We start from the raw sequence: 18,686 nt of genomic DNA, 5'->3' as shown, positions 1-18,686 counted from the left end.
AGGGCTTATTTCTGTTCGATGGTGGCGACGAAATCGGCCAGTTCGGCGATCGCAGCGTCGATATCGTCCTTCTGCCGGGTGAGCAGGTCGATGCGCGCGCGGCATTTGTCGATGGTGACGCGGCGCTGCGCCTCATGCGCTTCGTCCGCGTCGTAGAGGTCGATCATCTCGCGAATGTCGGTGAGGCTGAAGCCCACGCGCTTGCCGCGCAAGATCCACGCGAGGCGGGCACGGTCGCGGCGCGAATAGATGCGCGCCAGCCCCTGCCGCTCGGGCGAGATCAGCCCTTCATCCTCGTAGAAGCGGAGCGCGCGGGCGGTGACTCCGAATTCCTCCGACAGGTCGGTGATGCTGTAGCTCTGCCGGTCGCTATGGTCCGGCAGCTCGATGCCTGCGATGGTGCTCAGCTTGCTCATGGGCGCTGATGTAAGGCAGCTTTACGTTTACGTCAATGTCAGTTCGGGCTGCTGGGGCCTTTTGCCCTGGTGACAGGGCAGTCTGTGGCCGCTACGGCCTGCGCCATGACAGGGGCCATCAGAGGATCGAGCAAAGCACGCGGCTTGCTGGCCGTGCTGGCGCTGCTCGTCCTTGCGGTCCAGTTGATCGCGCCTGCGGGCTTCATGCCGATGCGAACCGAGCGCGGCGTGGTCGTCACGCTGTGCACCGGGCAAGGCGCGGTCAATGTCGTCGTGCCGCGCGACCGCGCACCGGGCAGGCCGGACGCGCCCGACGACGGTATGACGGGGCAGCAACATTGCCCCTTCGCCGCCTCGATCCAGCCGGTGGTTCCGCCGCTGATCCTCGCCGATCTGCCGCTGCCTGCATGGCAGCGTGCCTTTGGGCCGATCGCCTTCGCGCTCAAGACCGGGCTGATCGCGCGCCTCGCCGCGCCGCCGCCGCCCTCGTCGGGGCCGCCCTTGTACTTCTGAACAATAGATTCGCGCCGGCGATCCCGCCGCGCGACCCCATGCCTGTTTTCAGAAGAGATTTCCCATGCATCCTTGTCATGCCGCGCGCAGCCTGCCGCTGTGCGCCATCCTCCTGTCCGTCCCGCCCGCCCTTGCCGATGAAGCGCCGGGCAGCACCATCATCGTCACCGCCATCCCGCAGGTCGAGGAGGCGGTCGCTCGTGTCGAGCGCACCCCCGGCGGGGCCGATGTCGTCGCGGCCGAAGCCTTCGAGAACCGTCTCGCCGTCTCGCTGCGCGATGCGCTCGCTTTCTCGCCCGGCGTCTATACCCAGCCGCGATTCGGGCAGGAGGTGCGCCTCTCGATCCGGGGATCGGGCCTGTCGCGCGGCTTCCATATGCGCGGGCTGACTTTGTTGCAGGACGGCATCCCGATCAACATGGCCGACGATAATGGCGACTTCCAGGAACTCGACCCACAGGTCTTCCAGCATATCGAGGTGTATCGTGGCGGCAATGCGCTGCGCTATGGCGGATCGACGCTGGGCGGCGCGATCAACGCGGTGACGCCGACGGCACGCAGCGCACCGGGCATTGAACTGCGGTTGGACGGCGGGAGCTTCGACACGCTGCGGGGCAAGGCGGCCTATGGTTATGCGGATGCGCGAGGCGACGTCTATCTTGCGGTGACGGGCGACCGCTCCGACAGCGACCGCGCCCATGGCGAGCGCAAGGCGCTGCGCTTCAACGGCAATGTCGGGCTGCGCCTCAGCGATCGCGTCGAGACCCGCTTCTACGCCAGCGCGCAGACGATCCGGCAGAAGCTTGCCGGGGCGCTGACTGAGCGGAATGCGCTGACCAACCCCACCACCGGCAATTTCGTGGGCGATCAGGCGCGCGACATCGATTCGCTGCGGCTCCAGAACCGCACGACGGTCGATCTGGGAGACGGGACGCTGGCCTTCGGGCTGTTCTACAACGCCAAGCAGTTGTTCCACCCGATCTTTCAGGTGATCGACCAGAAATCTGAGGATCGAGGGGTTTATGCCAGCGTCGATCTGGCGGGCGATCTGGGCGGGATGCCGGTTGAGGTGACATTGGGCAGCCAGGCACGTTTCGGCAGGGGAACAGCACGCCAGTTCGTCAATGTGGCAGGCCAATCCGGCGCACCGACCGCCTATGCCCGTGTGCGGGCGCATACGATCAACAGCTATGGCGAGGCGCGGATTGCGCCGGTGGACCATCTCTGGCTGATCGTCGGGGGCATTCACAGCCATGGCGAGCGGCGCATCGCCAATCGCTTCGCGCCCGTACGCAGCGGCCAGGCGACGTTCGACGCCTTCGCGCCGAAGTTCGGCCTGCTCTACGCCCCGACCGGGCAGGTGCAATTTTACGCCAATTACAGCCGCTCGGTCGAAATGCCCGGCTATAGCGAACTGAGCCAGACCCCGAGCGGCGGCGCGCCGGGCTTCACCCCGGTCGGCTTGCAAAAGGCGTGGACGGCGGAGGTCGGCACGCGCGGCCGAGCGGGGATCGCGGCCTGGGATATCAGCCTCTACCGCGCGGACATCAGGGGCGAGATGCTGCAATATAATGTCGTGCCCGGCATAATCCCGGCCGCGACCTTCAATGCCGATCGCACGCGGCACCAAGGGATCGAAGCTGGGCTTGACCTCTCCCTACTGCCTTGGGCGCGGCTGCGGCAGGTTTACCAATATAGCGACTTCCGGTTCCGGGGCGACGCCCAGTTCAGGAACAATCGCCTGCCCGTCATCCCGCGCCATCTCTACCGCGCCGAACTGACGCTGGGCGGCGATCGGCTCAGCATGTCGCCGGCGATCGAGTGGCTGCCGCAGGGGGCATGGGCCGACTATGCCAACACGAAACGCACCGGCGGCTATGCTTTGCTGGGGCTGACGGCGCAGGCGGGGGTGCGTGAGGGCGTCACCCTGTTCCTCGACGCGCGCAACCTGACGCAGCGGCGCGCCATCGGTGACATCAGCGCGGTCGTCCGTTACAGCGGGCAGGCGTCATTCTACCCGGTCGAGCGCCGCGCCGTCTATGCCGGCCTGCGCGCGCGCCTGTGATGAAAGGGGATCGCATGGAAGACGCCGCTTTCTATCGCGCCATGTGGCGCTGGCATTTCTATGCCGGGCTGATCGTGCTGCCGGTGCTCGCGCTGATGGCGGTGACCGGAGCGCTCTATCTCTACAAGCCGGAGGTGGAGGCGTGGCTCTACCCGGTGACACTCGATCGCCCGGCGGTTGCTGCTTCACCGGCCCGGCTGATCGCGGCGGTCGAGCGGCGGACGGGGGAGAAAGTCACCCAGATTACGGTGCCGCAGACGGCCGATCAAAGCTGGCGGGTCATGACCCGGCCGGGCGGGGGCGCGCCGATCGTCCATTTCGTCGATCCGGCTGACGGCCGCCTTCTGGGCGAGATGCGCGGCGGCGGGGTGATGGGCGTCGTCAAGAATTTGCACAGCCTGGCGCTGACCGGGGCGGTGGGCAACCGGCTGGTCGAGGTGGTCGCGGGCTGGGCGATCCTGCTCTGCGTCACGGGCCTTTATCTGCGCTGGCCCCGGCGCGGCCAGCCGGCGCTGGCGGTGCGGGGCCGTCCCAAGGGCCGATTATTTTGGCGCGACCTGCATGGCACGCTGGGTTTCCTGTCGGCGGGGGTGATCCTGTTCCTTGCGGTCACGGGAATGCCCTGGACGGAGATATGGGGCGGCGGACTGCGCGCGGTCGTGGCAGCGAACGCGTGGGGCCGGCCGAAGATGGCGTCAATCCCCTGGAGCGCACCCGCGAAGGAGGCGCTGCCCTGGACCCTGCGCGAGGGCGGCAGCGGCGCGGGTGGTCCGGGTGATGTCGGCGTCGATGCCGTCGCCCGCGTCGCTGCTGGACGCGGGATCAGCGCGGGCTATCAGATCATCCTGCCGGCGCAGCCCGGCGCGCCCTATCTGGTCGTGACCTTGGTCGAGCGCGCCGACGATGCACGCGCGCTAACGATCGACGCGGCGAGCGGGGCGGTGGTGCAGGACATGGACTGGCGCATGTTCGGCCCCTGCGCGAAGGCGGTGGAATGGGGCATCGCGGTGCATCAGGGCCAGCAATATGGCGAAGCGAACCGGCTGCTGATGCTGGCGGGCTGCCTCTGCTTGCTCGCGCTCTGCCTCACTGCGCCGATCCTCTGGTGGAAGCGGCGCTTCGCCACGCCGCCCCCTGCGACGCCGGGCGCGCGCCGCACCGTCGCGGCACTGATGATCGCAATCGGCGTCCTCTTCCCGCTAACGGGCCTCAGCATGGTCGCGGCGCTGCTGGGGGAGGGTGTAGCCCGCCGCGTCGCGCGGGGGTGACGGCGAAGCGGAGAGGGACTATGGGCCGGGCATGATCCGCCTGTCCGGCCTCAAACTCCCGCTCGACCACCCCGCCGACGCGATTGCCCCCGCCATCTGCGCGCGCCTAAGCCTCGCGCCGGATGAATTGCGCGGCCACAGACTGGTGCGCCGGGGCAATGACGCGCGCCGCCGCTCGGCGATCCAACTCGTCTATACGTTCGACGTCGATGTGGCGGACGAAGCGGCAGTGCTGGCCCGCTTCGCCAACGACCATGACGTCCGCCCGACCCCCGATACACGCTACCGCTTCGTCACCCATGCGCCGCAGGGCTGGGCCGGCAAGCGCCCGGTCGTGATCGGCGCGGGGCCGTGCGGCCTCTTCGCCGGCCTCATCCTCGCGCAGATGGGCTTCCGCCCGATCATCCTCGACCGGGGGAAGGTGGTGCGCGAGCGCACCAAGGACACATGGGGCCTGTGGCGGCGCGGCGAACTGAACCCCGATTCCAACGTCCAGTTCGGGGAAGGGGGCGCGGGCACCTTCTCCGACGGCAAGCTCTATTGCCGGGTCAAAGACCCGCGTTTCCTGGGCCGCAAGGTGCTGGAGGAATTCGTCGCCGCCGGCGCGCCTGACGACATTCTCTGGGAAGCGCATCCGCATATCGGCACCTTCCGCCTCGTCTCGATGGTTGAGGCGATGCGCCGCCAGATCGAGGGGCTGGGCGGCGAATATCGTTGGCAGGCGCGGGTGGACGACCTGCTGCTCGACCGCACCGGCGAGGGGACGCAGCGGCTGCGCGGCGTCGTTCTGGCGGACGGGAACGTCATCGAGAGCGACCATGTCGTCCTCGCCATCGGCCATAGCGCCCGCCCGACCTTCGCCATGCTCCACGCGCGCGGCGTCCATATGGAGGCCAAGCCCTTCTCGATCGGCGTGCGGATCGAGCATCCGCAAAGCTGGGTGGACCAGGCCCGCTACGGCAACTGCGCAGGCCACCCGGACCTGGGCGCTGCCGCCTACAGCCTCGCCCATCATTGCGCCAACGGCCGGACGGTCTACAGCTTCTGCATGTGCCCCGGCGGCCGCGTCGTCGCCGCCACCTCGGAGGAGGGCCGGGTCGTCACCAACGGCATGAGCCAGTATAGCCGCGCCGAATTCAACGCCAATTCGGGCCTTGTGGTCGGCATCGACCCGGAGCGCGACTATCCCGGCGGGCCGCTGGCGGGGATCGATTTCCAGCGCCACTGGGAAGCCCAGGCCTATATCGCCGGCGGCTCCTCCTATCATGCGCCGGGGCAGACGGTGGGCGATTTCCTCGCCGGCCGCCCCTCGACCGGATTGGGATCGGTGGAACCGAGCTACAAGCCCGGCGTCACCCCCACCGACCTGTCGCAATGCCTGCCGCCCTTCGTGATCGAGGCGTTCCGCGAGGCGCTGCCCGTCTTCGGCCGGCAGATCGCGCGCTACGATCATCCCGACGCGGTCATGACCGGCGTGGAGACCCGCACCTCCTCGCCGCTGCGGATCAACCGGGGCAAGGATTTTCAGAGCCTCAACGTCGCCGGCCTCTATCCGGCGGGGGAGGGCGCGGGCTATGCCGGCGGCATCCTCTCAGCCGCGATCGACGGGATCAAGGTCGCCGAAGCGGTCGCGCTGGCGATGGCGGGCTGAGATGAAGCCGCCCTATCGGCCCAGGCTCCACCGCTTCTATCGCGCCGCGAGCCGGCTGGCGCTCCGCCGGGCATCGACGCTGCGGACGGCGGACGGCGCGCCCTGCGACGTGTGGCTGGACGATGTGTCGCTGACCGGGTGCAGCCTGTCGGGCGTGCCTGCGCTTGTGCCCGGCGCATCCGTGCTGGTCGGCCTCTCCGGGGTCGGCGCGCGCGGGGGGCGGGTGGTCTGGGTGCGGGATGGGCGCGCGGGATGCCTGTTCGACCTCCCTCTCTCCGCCGCCGAGTTCGACCTGGCGAAGCAGGCCGGCATCATCGTCCGCGCGAATTTTGGTGCGAGCCTCGCTCCTGAGGAGCCGACAGCCACCGCCCCGGCCGCAAGGCGCGCCCGAGGGGCCGGCGCGATCATTCTGGGTGCGCTATTGTGCCTGCTCGCGGCGGCCTATTCCATTGGCCTAGTCTAGCCGTCCGATGATCTCCGCGCGACTTCTGGTGCCTCAAATATAGCGATGATCGGTCAAGTTCCCATCCACCTATATTGAGAAAAAATGAAGCCAAATCCGATGCGCATCCCGCATTTGCGGTATTGCGCGCGCGCTCCATTGTGGTTAAGATGCGGTTAATAGTGATTCTCCTAAATTAGTGAATAAGAACTAAGTATCGGGAATCTATAAAAGAATCTGAATAAGTAATCCGGTCGCATCGGTAAGAAGGTCGTTCCTGCACATGACATGTGCGGGCTGCATTGTGTTGCGCATAGGGGGGTTATCATGGACGGCGGGCTGAACATCAATCTGAGCGACAGCAATCTGACCGGCAGCGTTACCGAAGAGGTCGCGGTTTCGCTCGGAAAGCTGGAGACGATCGGCAAGATCAAGTTCACCGATACATCTGGCGGCACCGGCCATTTCCATATCCCGCTGGCAGAGCGGATCAGCAGCACCGGGGCGAATCTCGGGACTTTCTCGGTCAACATCCTCGATGACGCGACCGGCACCGCGGATCAGAATGGCGAGGTGGACTGGAAATTCTCGGTCGATAACGCCGCAGTCCAGTATCTCGCCGTCGGCGAGACGGTCACGCAGGTCTTCCGTGTCACGATCATCGACGATGACGGCGACGAAAAAACGACCAATGTCACCATCACCATCACCGGCACGAATGATGACCCGACATTCACCAGCAGCCAGTCCTCCCCCGACAGCCTGACCGAGGACGCGATCCCGCCCCTGACCGGCACCCTGACCTTCACCGATGTCGATGTGCTCGACACCCACAGCATTTCCAGCGTCGCCGTCGCTTCGACCGGCGATACGACCGGCCTGTCGGCAACGTCCGACCAGTTGAAGGCGCTGCTGGGGACGGCGGTGACCTCCACGACGACGGACGCCGCCGGCTCGGTCGCCTGGACCTTCACCAACACACCCGCCTATTTCCAATATCTTCAGGCCAGCCAGACCCTGACCCTCACCTATACGCTGACGCTGAGCGACGGCCATGGCGGCACTGATACGCGGACCGTCACGATCAACGTCACCGGCGCGAATGACGGGCTGGTGGTCGTGGCGGATACGGGCGCGGTCACCGAAGCGGGGCAGATTTCGACCGGACTGGTTGCCGGAACCCCGACCTTCACTGGCAATGTCCTTACCAATGACACCGACGTCGATGTCGCGGACTCCAAGTCTGTCGACGCCATCGCGTTCGGTGCGGTCACCGGCACGGTGGGTGAGCCGCTCGAAGGCAAATATGGATCGCTGACGATCGCGGCGGACGGCGCCTATACCTATACGCTGAACAATGGCGATGCGGACACGCAGAAGCTTAAGGCGGGGCAGACCGTTACCGAGGTCTTCACTTATCATGGCCGCGACGCGGCGGGCGTGGGCGGTTCTTCGACCCTCACCATCACCATCACCGGCACCAATGACGTGCCCACGGCGGTTTGGGACACCTATGCCGGCACGGCGCTGGTGGAGGCGGGCTTTGCCGGCACGGGCAATGCCACGGCGACGGGCAATGTCCTGACCGAAGATACCGACATCGATGATGGCGATACGAAGACGGTCGTCGGCGTCAGCGCCGGATCGGTGCCATCGGCCAGCGGCGGTGTCGCCGCCACCATCGCCGGCACCTATGGCGACATCAGCATCGCCGCCGACGGCAGCTATACCTACACGCTGGCCAACAGCCGGGCCGCGACCCAGGCGCTGACCGACGGGCAGCCGGCGACGGAGACCTTCACCTACACGATGGTCGATGGCGGCGGCGTAACCGCCACCGCGACGCTGACTCTCGCCATCACCGGCAGCAACGACGCGCCGGTGGTGCTGGCGGACACCACCCGCTCGATTTCCGAGGATGCTGTCGCTGCGCTGGAAGGCGACCTGTCGGCCGGCGGCAACTGGAGTGATGTGGACGGCGCCGAAGCGGCCGGGCTGCACATCACCGCCATCGGCTTCGGCCAGAGCGCCAGCCAGAGCTTCGCGCTGCCGACCCCGACGCCTGTTGCGGACGGCGGCGATTTCCGCGTCAATCAGACTACAGCGGATACCCAGTTTGTGCCGTCGATCACCGCGCTGTCGAACGGCGGGTTTGTGGTTACATACGGCGCTTATGACGGCGTCAGCTACAATGTTCATGGCCGGCGATATGGCGCTGACGGGCAACCGGAAGGCGATGATTTCCCGATCACAAATCTGGGCGTCGACGAACTTGCCGCATCGGTCGCAGCTTTCGGTGACGGCGGTTTCGTGGTCACCTGGAGCGCCCCGGACGACACTGGTTACGGTGTGTATGGCCGCATCTACGATGCCGCCGGTGTGGGCGGCGACGCTTTTCCCATCACGACCACCGCTTACAATCAATCTAATCCCACCGTGTCACTTTTGTCGAACGGTGGTTTTGTGGTGACATGGCAGTCCCTGTACGAAGATGGCAGTGGATACGGCATTTTCGCCCAAATTTTCGACGAAGATGGAGAACCGTCCGGAACCCAGACACAGTTGACATTCAGCCTGAATTCGGAGGTATATCCCTCGGTATCGGCTTTGCCTGGCGGCGGCTTCGTCGCAACCTGGACCGCCTATACCGGCAGTAATTATGACGTCTTGGTCCGGACTTATGGGGCCGATGGCGCGCCGTCCGGCAGCGAGATTCTCGTAAACAGCTTCACGACTTCGGAACAGGAATATTCCTCCGTCGCGACGCTCGACGATGGCGGCTTCGTCGTGACATGGCAGTCGCCCCAAGATGGCGGCGGTTATGGCATCTACGCCCAGCGTTTCGATGTCGATGGGGCCAAAATCGGCGGCGAATTCCGCGTAAATACTTACACGACAAATGGTCAGCACTACCCCGCGATCACCAGCCTGGACGATGGCGGCTTCCTGATCAGCTGGACCTCCAACAGCCAGGATGGGTCCAGCTGGGGCATTTATGGTCAACGCTTCGATGCGAATGGCATTGCTGTCGGCGCCGAGTTCCGGCTGAACGAGACCAGTTCGGGCACCCAGTTCCGGCACAGCGACTACGGCTTCATCCCGCTCGCGCAACTGGATGACGGCAGGATCGTGTCCGTGTGGGACGGCAACGGTCCAGGCGACGGCCAGGGCATATTCGGCCGCGCCTTCACCCTGCCTGACAATGTCGCGGTCGATGAAATGGCGATCGAGGGCACCTACGGCACCCTCTATCTCAAGGAGACGGGCGAATATCGCTACGTCCTCGACAACAGCCGCGAGGTGACGCAGGCGCTCGACAGCCAGGACAGCCCGACCGAGACCTTCACCTACAAGGTGTCGAACGGTGCGGGCGCCGCGAACGAGGATACGGCGCAGATCGTCATCACCGTCAACGGGCAGAACGATGCGCCGGTGCTGGGCAGCGTCACGCAGCCGAATGCGGTCGAGGAACTGCTGGTCGCGTCCGCGCAGGACATCGCGCCGATCGTCGGCACGATCAGCGTATCGGACGTGGACGGCAGCGACATGCTGACGCCGCAGGCCGGTGTGCCGACGATCAAGCTCAACAACGTAACCTTCGCCGGTGCACCCGCCGAACTCACCGCCACCGGCGCGTTCACTCTGGCGATCAACAACGCCGCCTCCGCCTCCGGCACGTCGCGGACCGTCACCTGGACCTACAATCCCGCCGCCGCCAATCTCGACTTTCTGGCAGAGGGCGACACGCTCACCATCAGCTATCCGGTGACCGTGACCGACGGGACGAGTCCGTCCAACGAGCAGACCGTCACCATCACTATCACGGGCACCAATGACGGTCCCGTCGCGGTCGATGACAACAACACCGCCGATGCCGTGATCGAAGCCGGCGGCGTCGCCAATGCTACGGCCGGCGACGCTTCGGCGGCCGGCAATGTCATCACCGGAAGCGACACCGACGCCGACCGCAATGCCGTGCTCAAGGTGACCGCCGCCAATCCTGAGGGTTTGGACAGCAGCGTCGTCACCGATGAGGGCGTGACGCTCACCGGCAAATATGGCACGCTCACCATCTATGAAAATGGCAGCTACAGCTATGCGCTAAGCGATGCCGACACGCAGGCGCTGAAAGCGGGCGAGACCGGCAGCGACACATTCGCCTATGTCGTCACCGACGACAAGGGCGCGAGCGATGAGGCCACGCTCACCATCAGCGTGCAGGGACGCAACGACGCGCCGGTGATTTCGGGTTCGTCCATCGTCGGCGGCGTTATCGAGGCCGGCGGCGCGGCAAATGGGGCGGCGGGCGAGCCGTCCGCCAGCGGCAATGCCGCCCTCCTATGGTCCGACGTGGAAGGTGAGACTCTTCGTGTCACCAAAGCCAGTGCCGAGGGCACCACCCAGAGCAGCCTGGCCTTCACCGGCGGCACCGGCGATGAGGCCGTCATCGATGGCGTCTACGGCACGCTGTATCTGAAGGCCAATGGCAGCTACCGTTATGCGCTGAATAATGCGGCCCTCGATACGCAGAAGCTCGCTGTTCAGGAAGTCGTGGACGATATATTCGACTATACCATTTCGGACGACAGCACGACGCCGCTGACCGCGACCAACAAGATCATCGTGTCGATCACCGGGACCAACGACGATCCTGTCATCAGCATCGGAACCGGCAATTCGGACGCCAAGACCCTGGCCGAGGATGCTTCGCTCACCACCAGCGGCACGCTGACTCTTACCGATTATGATGTGGGCGACATTCACAGCTTCTCGGTCGTAATTGGTCCGGTCACAGGCGAACGGAATGGGCTGACCGACGGGCAATTGCTCACCATGTTCACCCGGCCGACCGACGAGCCGGTCATCGCAGCAGACGGCACCGCCCAACTGACCTGGTCCTTCAACGCTGGGGCGGAGAAGTTCGACTTCATCGCGGCGGGCGAGGATCTCAAGATCACGTACAGCCTCATGGTCGACGACGGCAAGGGCGGCATCGACACGCAGGATGTCGTCATCACCATCACCGGCACCAACGACGCGCCGGACATCACGTCGATGGCTTTCTCAAAGACCTTTGCCGAAGGCGAGGCGAACACGCTGACCGTATCGGGTAGCTTCGACTTCACTGACCTCGACATCGCGCAGGACGCGACGCACATAATCGACAAGAGCGTTCAGATTTCGGGCGGCCCGACGACGCTGCGTGTGACCGAAGCGGACATGCTCGCTGCCTTCACCGCGTCGCTCGTGGATGCGGGCACCGACAATCAGCATGGCAAGATCGACTTCGCCTTCTCGGCCGCCAGCAGCAAGTTCGACTATCTGTCGATCGGTGAAACGGTCACGCTGGCCTATACGGTCACCGTCAAGGACGGCAGCGACGCGACGGACACGCAGACCGTCACTATCATCGTCACCGGCACCAACGACGCGCCGGTCATCACCAGCAATGCGGCGGAGAATGCTGCGTTCACCGAGCTTACCGACCGCACCGGCAGCGACACCCTGCTGGGAGGCAACGGCAGCATCGCCTTCACCGACCTCGACGTCAGCCAGGACGGCACGCACACGGTCACCCATGAGGTCGCGTTCGGCGGCACCGGCCCCACCATCGGCCGTCCGTCCGAAGCGGCCGCGCGGGGCTATCTGACTACCTCTATCGCCGCGGCGGGCGGGGATGCACAGGCGGGCAGCGCAAGCTGGGCTTTCGCAGCCGCCGAAAAGGCGTTCGACTATCTCGCCGCCGGCGAGACGCTGGTGATGACCTACACGGTTTCCGTGTCCGATGGCGCTGCCTCCGACAGCGAAACGGTCACCGTGACGATCACCGGCAGCAACGACCAGCCAGTCATCTCGACCGAGCAAGGGGATAGCGCTGCTCAAAGCTTCAACGAAGGCAACTCCGGGCTCAGCGCCACCGACACGCTGACCATTACCGACGTCGACTTGACCGATGCCCACACCGCATCGGCAACGCTGAAGAGTGTCGGGGGTGAACATCCCGGTATTTCGAACCTCGATCTTGAAGCGATGTTCAGCATCGGCGTTCACACCGACCTGACCGACAATGCCACTGGTGCAGGCGCGCTGAACTGGACCTTCAATTCGGGCGGCCGGGCGTTCGATTATCTCGCGGTCGGCGAATCGCTGGTCCTGACCTATGAGACCACGGTCATCGATGGCAAAGGCGGCGTTGCCAAGCAGGATGTGGTCATTACCATTAACGGCACGAATGACAATCCTGTCATCTCAATCGGCGTCGAGGATTCCGTCGCCGGCGGCGTGACCGAAGCCAACGCCGGGAATCTGTCTGCCAGCGACACGCTGAGCGTGTCCGACCTCGACCTCAGCGATGTGGATACCGCTACGGTGAAGAGCGTGGTTGCCGTGGGCATCACCAACGGCATCAGCAACGACGCGCTCAAGGCAATGATGAGCGTGACGGAGGGTGACCTCACCGACGACGAAACGGGCGTCGGCAGCCTGACCTGGGCCTTCAACTCCGGCGCCCAGACGTTCGACTATCTCGCCAAGGATGAAACGCTCGTCCTCGCTTATGAGATCGAAGTCAGCGATGGCGAAGGTGGCGCCGATACGGAAACGGTGACGATCACCATCACCGGCGCCAATGACGCGCCGACGATCAATGCCGGCGGCGATTTTGCCGAGACGTTCGCCGAAGCCGTGACCGGTGCTACGTCCATCAGCACCAGCGGCAGCTTCACCGCCAGCGATCTCGACCTGACCGACGTGCTGACCGTCAGCGAAGGCTCGACCACCGTCGCGTGGTCGGGTGGCACGCCACCGATGGACCTGGTCATAGCCCTTTCCAGTGCCGACGCCTTCACCGTCGTGAAGAATATGAACGGCAGTTTCACCTGGACCTGGACCGCCTCTCCCAATCTCGACTTCCTGGCGCTCGGCGAAACGCTGACCATCACCACCCCGGTGACGATCAGCGACGGCAAGGGCGGATCGGTGTCCGAGAATGTGGTCATCTCCGTCACCGGCACCAACGACGCGCCGGCCATTTCCGGCGTCTCGCAATCGGCGGGTCCGATCGCAGAGCCCGTCGGCCATAGCGGCGGGACGACCGCGCTGCCGGGGATCAGCGGCACCTTCACGATCACGGATGCGGACGCGAACGGGCAGACCGTGCTCACCAAGGCGCTGGACCTCAGCCTCGGCGATTCCAAAGGCTTCACCAGCAATTTCGCGGCGCGCACGTTGAGCGAAAGCCAGATCACGAGCCTGCTGGGTTCGCTCACCCTGCCGCCGATCACGGGCAATGACGGCGCGGTCGGCTGGACCTACGCCGTCACCGAAAGCCAGATCGACTTCCTGCGCCAGGGCGAAGTACTCACGCTCTACATCAAGGTCACCGCCGACGATCAGAGTGGTGCTGCCAATGCGACGGCGTCGACCACCATCGCCATCACCTTCAACGGCACCAACGATCCGATCACGCAGGGCTTGGCGACGCTGAGCGCTTCCGTCAGCGAGCCGACGGCGACCGGCGTCGATCCCGCCCCGGCCTCCGGCACCATCGCGTTCAGCGATGCCGACTTCTCCAACCACGCCGTTCAGGTCACGCGCCTGACAAGCGGCCTCAGCGGCCCCGGGGGGTCGCTGACCGCCAGCGTGACCAATCCGGCGCTGGATGACGGCAACGGGGTTGTCACCTGGAATTACAGCCTCAGCAACAGCGCCTCGACCTATCTGGCCGTGGGCGACACGGTGACCGAAACCTATCGGGTTCGCATCATCGACTCGTCGGGCGAGCAGTTCGATAAGACCGTTACCATCACCATCACCGGCACCAACGACGCGCCGGTCATCGCCGCCAGCACCCAGTCGGGCGCAGTCACCGAGACGGGCGAAACCAACGGGTCGACCAGCCTCCAGGCCATAGGTAACTTCACCTTCTCCGACGTCGATCTGGCGGATGCGATCGACGAGCATAGCGCGTCGGTCAAGAGCGTCACCACGAGCGGCGCAACGGATGGCCTCGGCCTCAACGAAGCGGCGCTCAAGGCGCTGCTCAGCTTCGTCACGACCCAGACCGGAAGCGACGGCACCGGCGGCGATGTCGACTGGACCTTCACGGCGGCCGACAGCGCCTTCGACTATCTGCGCGAAGACGACACGCTCACCTTGACCTACACCGTCACGGTCGCCGACAAGCATGGCGGCACGGCGGACCAGGTCGTCACGATCACGATCAACGGCACCAACGATGTGCCGATCATCACAGCGCCGTCATCCACCGGCGGCGTGGTGGAAGCGGGCGTCGTCGAGGGTAATGCAATCGTCACAGGCGACCTGTCAGACGATGGCAGCTACTGGTTCGACGCAGACCGCACCGAGGATGCCGCGCTCAAGGTCACCAAGGGCGCGTCGGGCACGGATACGCAAGCCGATCTGGTCTTTGACGGTTTGGCGAGCGGCGCTCAGACCGGCGAAGCGAAGATCGCGGGCAAATATGGCGACCTGTTCGTCAAGGATGACGGCAGCTATCGCTACGTCCTCAATGATGCCGATGCGGACACGCAGGCGCTCGACTCCGACCAGTCGGTCAGCGAAACCTTCCACTACACCATCGCCAACAATGGCGGCGGCACAGGCAACGAGGCGACCAGCACGCTGATTGTCACTATCGCCGGCGGCAACGACGCGGCGACCATCACCGTCACCAACCCGACCGCCGTGAGCGAGATCAACACGACCGCGACGGTCAGCTTCAATGTCGCCGACTATGTGACGATCACCGATCCCGACACGCAGGACGCGTCCAACCCTCAGGATTATGTCGCGAATTCCGGCAGCATCACCGCCACCGGCACCGCGCCGGTGAACGGTACGCTCGATGGTCTCGTCACCTTCGACAAGCCGTCCGGTGAGGTGAGCTACGACCGCGCCGCCTTCAACTGGCTGGGGACAGGCCAGAGCGTCACCTACACCATCGCCTTCAAGGCGCAGTCGGGCGACGATGGCGAAGTTCCGCAGACCCTGAGCTTCACCATCACCGGCGAGAATGACGCGCCGGTGATCGGGACGGCCACGGATGTCGTCGGCGATTTGGCCGAAACTGTCGACCAGACGGGCAGCCTTGTACCGACGCTGATCGACACGGGCAGCTTCACCTTCACCGACGCCGACCTTGTCGACGACGCATCGGAGCACAGCGCGATCGTCAAGTCGGTTGAGATCAGCGGCAATGATGACGGCCTTGCCCTAAACGAAGCGGCGCTGAAGAACCTGCTGGGGCTGACCGTGGCGCAGACCGATGGCAGCGGCTCCGGGAGCGTCACCTGGGATTTCTCGGCCCCGGACATCAACTTCGACTATCTCAAGAAGGACGACACCCTCACCCTCACCTACACTGTCGAGGTGAAGGACAAGCAGGACGCATTCTTCACGCAGCTTGTCACCATCACCGTGACGGGCACCAATGACGCGCCGCTGCTCTCGATAATCACGTTGCCGGACGATCAGGCGGAATCCGGCAATGCCTCGGCTCAGACAATTGAAGCCGACGGGCTCCTCACCGTCCAGGATGCCGATATCGGCGACACGCTGACCGTATCGGCGGGCACGCCGGAGGTTGAACTGAGGGATGCGTCCGACACTGTCGTCAGCTATTCGGGCATTCCGGAAGCGCTGCTGGACGGGCTGAGCTTCGACGACGCCATCAGCGCGAGCGGGGAGGAGCAGTCGATCGGCTGGACCTACGCCGCCACGGCCGATCTCGACTTCCTGCGCGCCGGCGACACGCTGACGCTGACCTACACGGTGACGCTGGAGGACGAGACGGGAGCAACCAGCCAGCAGCCGCTCGTCATCACCATCACCGGCACCAATGATGCGCCGGAAATCAACGTCCCATCGACCACGCCCAGCGCGGTCGTCGAGGGCAGCGATGTCCTGACCCATGCCAGCGTCAGCGGCAACCTGTCCGGCGTGGACGGCGCAAACTGGTTCGACGCCGACCGCACCGAGGATGCGGCGCTCAAGCTTGTCAAAGGCTCTTCGGGCACCGACGCGCAAATTAATCTCGTTTTTGACGGCGTGACCGGCGAAGCGAAGATCGCGGGCAAATATGGCGACCTGTTCGTCAAAACGGACGGCAGCTACCGCTATGTGCTGAACGATGCGGATGCGGACACGCAAGCGCTCGACAGCGGTGAACTGGTCAGCGAGACCTTCCACTACACCATCGCCAACAATGGCGGGGGCGCGGGCAACGAGGCGACCAGCACGCTCACCGTCAACATCACCGGCGGGAACGACGCGGCAACCATCACCGTGAGCGGCGTGATGGATTTGGCCGAAACTGACGCCAGCACGCCTGTCAGCTTTAACGTCGCAGGCTATGTGACGATCACCGACCCCGACACCAGCGATGCGGCCACGCCCACCAAATATGTCGCGAACAGCGGCAGCGTTACCGCACAAGGCCCGGCACCGGCCTCGGGAACGCTCGTTGGTCTCGTCACCTTTGACAAGGAAACCGGTGCGGTCAGCTACAACCGCGCCGCCTTCAACTGGCTCGACGACGGCGAAAGCGTCACTTACAGCATAGAATTCCAGGCGGAATCGGGCAATGACGGCCCGGTCGGCAGAACGCTGACCTTCACCATCAACGGCGAGAATGATGCGCCTGTGGCCGTCGCGGACTTGGCGACGTTGGCGGAAAATGTCGGGGGCACCTTCGATCTGGTCGCCAACGACACCGATGTCGACAAGAATGAAAGCAAGACGCTCCAGAGCTTCACCGTCGATGTCGATGCGATAAGCGGTCTTGGCGACCTGACGCTGAGCGAAAAGGCCGACATTGCCGATGATTTCGCGATCGTCGGCGGCAAGCTGGTCTTCACCCCGTCGGCGGGCCTGCCCGGCACGACCGAGGCGGTCTATGATCGCTTGGCCCCCGGCCAGAGCGCGACGATCACGATCAACTATGTCGTCGCCGACGACAGCAACGCTACCGCCACCGGCACTTTCACCCTGACCATCACCGGCGCGGCGGAGAATTTGACCGGGAATGGCGCCGACAATACGCTCAACGGCTCGGGTTCGGACGATGTGATCTCCGGCCTGGGTGGCGACGACAGCCTGATCGGCAATGGCGGCAAGGACACGCTCTATGGCGGCGAGGGCGACGATACCCTGTCCGGCGGCAGCGGCGACGATGCGCTCCATGGCGGCGGCGGCGAGGACACGCTGATCGGCGGATCGGGCAGCGACACCGCCTATCTGGCGGGTAGCTGGGCGTCCTACACGATCAGCCAGGCCGGCGGCACCTACACGCTCAGCCGGGCCGGGGAATTGGTCACCGCCACCTCGGTCGAACTGTTCAGCTTCAACGGCGGCGCTGCGGTAGCTGCGGCGGACATTCTCAACGACGCCCCCACAGCGACGGGCCAGACGGTCACCCTCGACGAAAATATCGCCGACACTGAAATCCTCGCGACGATCAGCGCATCCGATCTCGATGCGCCGCTGGGTGACACGTTGAGCTACGCCATCACCAGCGGCAACACGGGCGGCCTGTTCGAGATCGACGCCACCGGCGCCATCTCGCTCGCGGCCGGCAAGGTGCTGGATTATGAGAGCGCGATCAGTCACATACTGACCGTTACGGTAACTGACGCGAAGGGTGCGACGGCCACTGCAACCGCAACGATCAACGTCACCGACCTCAACGACAACGCGCCGGTCTTCACCTCGAGCGGCACGGCGAGCGTGGCGGAGAATGCCGATCCATCGACCCTGGTCTACAAGGCAGTCGCCACCGACGCCGATGTGAACTTCGGCCCGGTAACCTATGCGCTGAGCGGCATCGACGCGGGGGCCTTCACCCTTGATGCGACAACCGGCGATCTCAAGCTCAAGGCGAGCGCCGATTATGAGACGAAATCCGCCTACAGCGTCGACATCACGGCGTCGCAGGGCAGCGGGCCGTCCACGACCAGGACGGTGACCATCAGCGTCACCAACCAGAATGACGCGCCGACCGCCACGGGTGCGACCGTAACGGTGGCCGAGAATGTCGCGGAAACGGTGACCCTCGCGACGATCCTGGCGAACGATGTGGACGGCGATAGCCTGGGCTACGCCATCACGGGCGGCAACGGCGCGGGCCTGTTCGAGATTGACAGCACGGGCGCTATATCGCTCGCGGCCGGCAAGATACTCGATTATGAAAGCGCGACGAGCCATGTGCTGACCGTCACCGTGAGCGACGGCCGGGGCGGCACTGCCACTGCGACCGCAACGATCAATGTCACCGACGTGAACGACAATGCGCCGGTGTTCACCTCGGGCGGCA

At 64.9% G+C, this 18,686-nt stretch carries 7 protein-coding genes; 6 read left to right on the top strand and 1 reads right to left on the bottom strand.

Annotated elements, in window-relative coordinates:
- Positions 1-5: 5 nt before the first annotated feature.
- On the bottom strand, positions 6-416 hold the full coding sequence (locus V2B31_RS04670; RefSeq protein WP_328275845.1) for a MerR family transcriptional regulator: 411 nt from the start codon (positions 414-416) through the stop codon (positions 6-8).
- A 105-nt stretch (positions 417-521) separates the two neighbouring features.
- On the opposite strand from V2B31_RS04670, the gene V2B31_RS04665 reads away from it, so the two are divergent.
- The 6 genes from V2B31_RS04665 to V2B31_RS04640 all read left to right on the top strand — a co-directional run.
- Entirely contained in the window at positions 522-929 is a 408-nt protein-coding gene (locus V2B31_RS04665; protein WP_328275843.1) for a DUF2946 family protein, read from the top strand.
- A 64-nt stretch (positions 930-993) separates the two neighbouring features.
- Positions 994-2,994, top strand: a complete 2,001-nt coding sequence (locus V2B31_RS04660) for a TonB-dependent receptor family protein (RefSeq protein WP_328275842.1) — start codon at positions 994-996, stop codon at positions 2,992-2,994.
- Positions 2,995-3,008: 14 nt separating this feature from the next.
- Positions 3,009-4,262 (top strand): PepSY-associated TM helix domain-containing protein, encoded by a 1,254-nt coding sequence (locus V2B31_RS04655; RefSeq protein ID WP_328275840.1) that lies wholly within the window; start codon positions 3,009-3,011, stop codon positions 4,260-4,262.
- Between the two features lie 31 nt (positions 4,263-4,293).
- Positions 4,294-5,913: an NAD(P)/FAD-dependent oxidoreductase gene (locus V2B31_RS04650; protein ID WP_328275838.1), complete on the top strand. Its 1,620-nt coding sequence runs from the start codon at positions 4,294-4,296 to the stop codon at positions 5,911-5,913.
- 1 nt (position 5,914) lies between these two features.
- Positions 5,915-6,376, top strand: a complete 462-nt coding sequence (locus tag V2B31_RS04645; RefSeq protein ID WP_328275836.1) for a PilZ domain-containing protein — start codon at positions 5,915-5,917, stop codon at positions 6,374-6,376.
- A 306-nt stretch (positions 6,377-6,682) separates the two neighbouring features.
- Positions 6,683-18,686, top strand: a 12,004-nt coding sequence (locus tag V2B31_RS04640; RefSeq protein ID WP_328275835.1) for a VCBS domain-containing protein, incomplete at its 3' end; no start/stop codon positions are given.

This window comes from Sphingobium sp. (assembly GCF_036170395.1).
Taxonomy (GTDB): Bacteria; Pseudomonadota; Alphaproteobacteria; order Sphingomonadales; family Sphingomonadaceae; genus Sphingobium.
This window is presented reverse-complemented; position numbering and strand designations above follow the sequence as displayed.

Bases quoted from the DNA above. Each gene is read 5' to 3' on its own strand.
- V2B31_RS04670 (WP_328275845.1), bottom strand. From the start codon at position 416: ATGAGCAAGCTGAGCACCATCGCAGGCATCGAGCTGCCGGACCATAGC.
- V2B31_RS04665 (WP_328275843.1), top strand. From the start codon at position 522: ATGACAGGGGCCATCAGAGGATCGAGCAAAGCACGCGGCTTGCTGGCC.
- V2B31_RS04660 (WP_328275842.1), top strand. From the start codon at position 994: ATGCATCCTTGTCATGCCGCGCGCAGCCTGCCGCTGTGCGCCATCCTC.
- V2B31_RS04655 (WP_328275840.1), top strand. From the start codon at position 3,009: ATGGAAGACGCCGCTTTCTATCGCGCCATGTGGCGCTGGCATTTCTAT.
- V2B31_RS04650 (WP_328275838.1), top strand. From the start codon at position 4,294: ATGATCCGCCTGTCCGGCCTCAAACTCCCGCTCGACCACCCCGCCGAC.
- V2B31_RS04645 (WP_328275836.1), top strand. From the start codon at position 5,915: ATGAAGCCGCCCTATCGGCCCAGGCTCCACCGCTTCTATCGCGCCGCG.